Source organism: Candidatus Desulfatibia sp., from assembly GCF_036446775.1.
Lineage (GTDB): Bacteria > Desulfobacterota > Desulfobacteria > Desulfobacterales > UBA11574 > Desulfatibia_A.
This window is the reverse complement of record NZ_JAZFTO010000327.1, coordinates 1-3,976: the sequence shown is the minus strand read 5'-3', so window position 1 is coordinate 3,976 and position 3,976 is coordinate 1. Positions and strand designations below refer to the sequence as shown.

Sequence of the window (3,976 nt, the reverse complement as noted above, 5' to 3'; positions counted from 1 at the left end):
TTGTTAAGTCAATCAATAACTGTCTTGAAAAGTTAGAAACGGATGAATTTCTAGCACAGCTATCTGGAAGAATCTTTCTAAGCTATGCGCGTGAGGACGTTAAAAAAGTTGAATCTTTATATAATAATCTTCGCCAAGCTGGATTCGCTCCTTGGATGGATACTCAGGACATTTTACCAGGAGAGCTTTGGGAAGAAAGTATTAACAATGCAATCCGCAACTCAGAATTTTTTATAGCTTGTATTTCAAGATCATCTTTAACTAAACGCGGAATGCTTCAGAAAGAGTTAAAGCTTGCGATAGATATATGGAAGCAAATGCTTGATAAAGACATTTACTTGATACCTGTTCGTTTAGAGCCTTGTGAATGCCCTGAATCTCTTGCCAAATTTCAATGGGTTAATATTTATGAAGATGACGGTTGGCAAAGGCTAATTAGCGCTTTAAGAAAAGGTCTTATGCTTAGAAAAGTATGCTAACTTGTCTTCAAGAATTAAAGCGCCAAGGAGGAACGGGGTCACCTTGACCAGTGATTAATAAATCTGTATGGCTATGTAGATGATTTGGTATACCGAATCATCAGTTTTGGGAAATGCTGAATTGAGGCAAGGAATCGTGAATTTAAGCCCGGCTTGAAGCGGAACAAAATTATACAACATGTAGTGTGAGGGAAATGATCTGAATTAATAAAGTGATGGTCACTTATAGTGGTGGTTCATCTATCGCTTATCTCAGTATATTGACATGATTGATATTCGCACGTCTGGCAAGGTATCTGTAATTCACGTTCTTCATATTCTAATTTGAAAAACGTTTTTTGACAGTTTTAATGAAAGCCGAAGTTTCCGGTTAGCAAATAATGCCAAGCTGTTTCTATATAACATTATAAATTGCATGTTATTCAGAAACTTTTTAACTCTAATAGCAAAAAAATAAACTGTATAATCACTGGTTCGGATTCTTTGGAATAATGTCAGTTAAGATAAAATATTTCCGGTTTCACATGTTACGATTAAGAAGGGGTCAAAATTGGTTGTCGTGAGGGGTCTGTTTTCGGTTGACATTTCGATTTCCATTGTGAAATTATTGTGTTACTGTTATTAATATCCTATTGTATTTTATTGCCTATTTGTTTTTTACCGCAACTTACAACCGTTCTGGAACCAATAAAGACCTAATTTGGTAATTTTTCGAAGTTGACTTTTTTTTATTTTCAGAAAAGGAGAGCCAGTGTCAAAAAAACAGTTTTTTTTGTTGGGAATCTTATGCTTTGGGGTTTTGTTCTTATATAGTTGCAGTGCTCTTATAAAGGCTGAATTTAAGCTCGGCCAAAAGAATTACGATGAAGCGATTCCATTATTTAAGGAGTACCTTGCCGAAAATCCTGACTCAATTTCGGCCAGGAGCAGGCTCGGATTTGCTTACTTAAAAGCCGGTCGAATGGATAACGCTGTTGAAGAATTTGAAAAAGTGCTGAAACAAGAACCAGGAGAACCATACTCCATACTCTATTTGGGGATGGCCTATTTGAATAAAAAGGAATTCCGCAAAGCGATTATGATCTGGCAGCAATTCAGGAATAAAAAACAACCGCTTGTTGAAGAAGAGATTAAACGACTATTGACTTTGCTTCAAATAGCCGAAAGTCAGCAGGCAGCTAAAAAGGTGCTTGAAGATGAAAAGAGACTAAATACATTAAAGCCGGAACCGAATACAGTTGCCGTTTGTTATTACCAGGATCTTTCACCTGGCAAATCGTTACGGGCGTTCCAAAAAGCTCTGGCCGCAATGGTTATTACGGAGTTATCCAAAGTCAAACGCTTTAATATTGTTGAGCGACTGCGCATACAGGCTCTATTAGAAGAGATGCAGCTTGGCCAGACAGGTATTGTTGACCCAGGTTCTGCCCCCAGAGTGGGAAAGCTCCTTGGAGCTGAAAATATAGTTACCGGCACACTGGCCTTGGGCAGCATCCAGGTAACCACTTCGATATCATCCGCAGCCAAGGGGGGGGTAAAGGGTACAGCGTCAGCTAAAGTAGAAAGGGAAAAATTCTTTGAACTACCCGGAATAATAACGCATAATGTAGCTAAAATCATGGATGTTGAATTAACCCCCGACGAAGTTAAGGCTATAGGAATTCCACAGACTACCGTTTATGATGCATTCATCTACTATGGCAAGGGACTGGATGCACTTGATGCCGGCAGATGGCAAGATGCCAGGGATTTCTTCGCAAAAGCCGTTGAACTTGATCCGAAATTTGATATGGCAAGGGAGGCGCATGGCTCGTCACCCAGTCCTTCGGCGCCGAGCATCAGTCAGATTGCCAGTATGGCACCGGCCGCGTTATCGGAAAGTGTCAGTTCTGACGTTAACAACGCAATCGAAGCCAGCGGCGGCGGTGGCCATGGCGATGACCATGGCGATGACCACGGCGATGACCACGGCGGTGGCAATGGCGATGACCACGGCGGTGGCAATGGCGGTGGCAATGGCCATTAGCATAAATGAAACTGTATTGAAAATGCAGATCCATTACTTAACGCGTACCATATGCGACGATCTCTTCAGGCACCGCCAGTTTCACCACGAGTGGCGGCGATCCTTATGCCTATTCTATCGGAAGCGGAGACGCAACCTGGAATCTTAACGGGGGTACGCCAACCGATTCTATAGCCAAGGGCACAGTCTATGGCAGCGGAGGGCAGCATACCGCCGGAGCGTGGTCAATGCACAGCGGCAGCACGGAGACGGCTGCCGGAATTTTTAAAGGCGACAAGTAATACCGCCTCGCAATATATGTGCTCGTTCATGCATTTCATACTCCCGAGGTACTTAGAGCAAGTCAAACCACAAGACAAAACAGAACTAACGCCGGTCCTTCACATTTGAAAAAGTAAATGCAGTTAAAGGTCAAGTCGATCACAAGGAAATTTTTAGAATGAAAAGTTTGAAAATCTTTACTGCCTCGGCCATAGTGGCAGCTTTTGTGTTGGTGGGAGGTGACGGAGTTCAACTGGCCGCACAGGAAAGACCGTCAGAGGTTTCCGCTCTGAATCAGGACCCAAAAACCCTGGCAATTTTGCCTTTTGAGAATAACTCCATAACCGATCCCGAGCGCTATGCCCCTTTGAGCAAAGGGCTTTCAGCCATGCTGATCACCGATCTTAATCAGAGCGGAAGCACGCTTAAACTGATTGAGCGCACCAAGATCCAAGATCTGCTAAAAGAGATGGCTCTGAGCCTGAGCGGCAGCGTTAACGAGTCTACGGCTGTCAGCGTGGGCAAAGTGCTTGGCGCCCAGACCATCGCCTTTGGTTCATTCATTGTGCTGGGAGGAAATGTGCGCATCGATGTACGGATTATAAAGGTGGAAACCAGTGAACTTGTCATGGCGGAATCCATTATGGGTAAGAGTGATGATTTCCTGGATCTGGAGCGCAATCTAGCAAAAAAGATCGCCGGTTCTCTTAAAATGGCATTTAAACCCAAAACCGCCACACCCAAAAGCGATATTAATGCTGCCCTCTATTTTTCCAAAGGCTTGGAGGCTTGGGACCGGGGCAACAAGGCAGAGGCTAAGCGGTTTTTTGATAAATGTATTGAGCTTGACCACGCCTATAAAGAACAGATCGACAATCTATAGAGATATAAACGGCAGAATATTTAATCTTTCTTTGCAAAATACTCGAAGGTGCATAAAGATTGAACTTAGGAGATGGTTAGTCCAACGACTTACCGGCTAAAGCCTAAGATTGATACTCTACCCTATGGAAATTAAAAAAGATTTTTATCCCTGCTAAACTTGAGATACTCTGCAATTTATCCTTGCGCCACAAAGCCCTTAAATGCCTGTGTTACGTAACGAGTACCACACCTGAGCAGGCCCTCATCTTTTGGTCTGGGCTGAGGCCAAAAAATCCCATATATTGTGCTCCGGCCTTTGAAACCAAAATGCATGATGTCTGCCTTT

At 43.0% G+C, this 3,976-nt stretch carries 3 protein-coding genes; all 3 read left to right on the top strand.

Going from position 1 to position 3,976, the window contains the following annotated elements; all coding sequences use genetic code 11:
* A partial coding sequence (locus V3S16_RS15490) for a toll/interleukin-1 receptor domain-containing protein (RefSeq protein ID WP_413886547.1) occupies positions 1-479 on the top strand: 479 nt, incomplete at its 5' end.
* A gap of 751 nt (positions 480-1,230) precedes the next feature.
* The gene (locus V3S16_RS15485; protein WP_413886545.1) at positions 1,231-2,505 is read left to right on the top strand and encodes a tetratricopeptide repeat protein; all 1,275 of its coding nucleotides are present in this window, start codon (positions 1,231-1,233) and stop codon (positions 2,503-2,505) included.
* Between the two features lie 439 nt (positions 2,506-2,944).
* Positions 2,945-3,649 carry a CsgG/HfaB family protein gene (locus V3S16_RS15480; protein ID WP_413886543.1) on the top strand — a complete coding sequence of 235 codons (705 nt, stop codon included), beginning with the start codon at positions 2,945-2,947 and terminating at the stop codon, positions 3,647-3,649.
* The last annotated feature ends 327 nt before the right edge of the window (positions 3,650-3,976 follow it).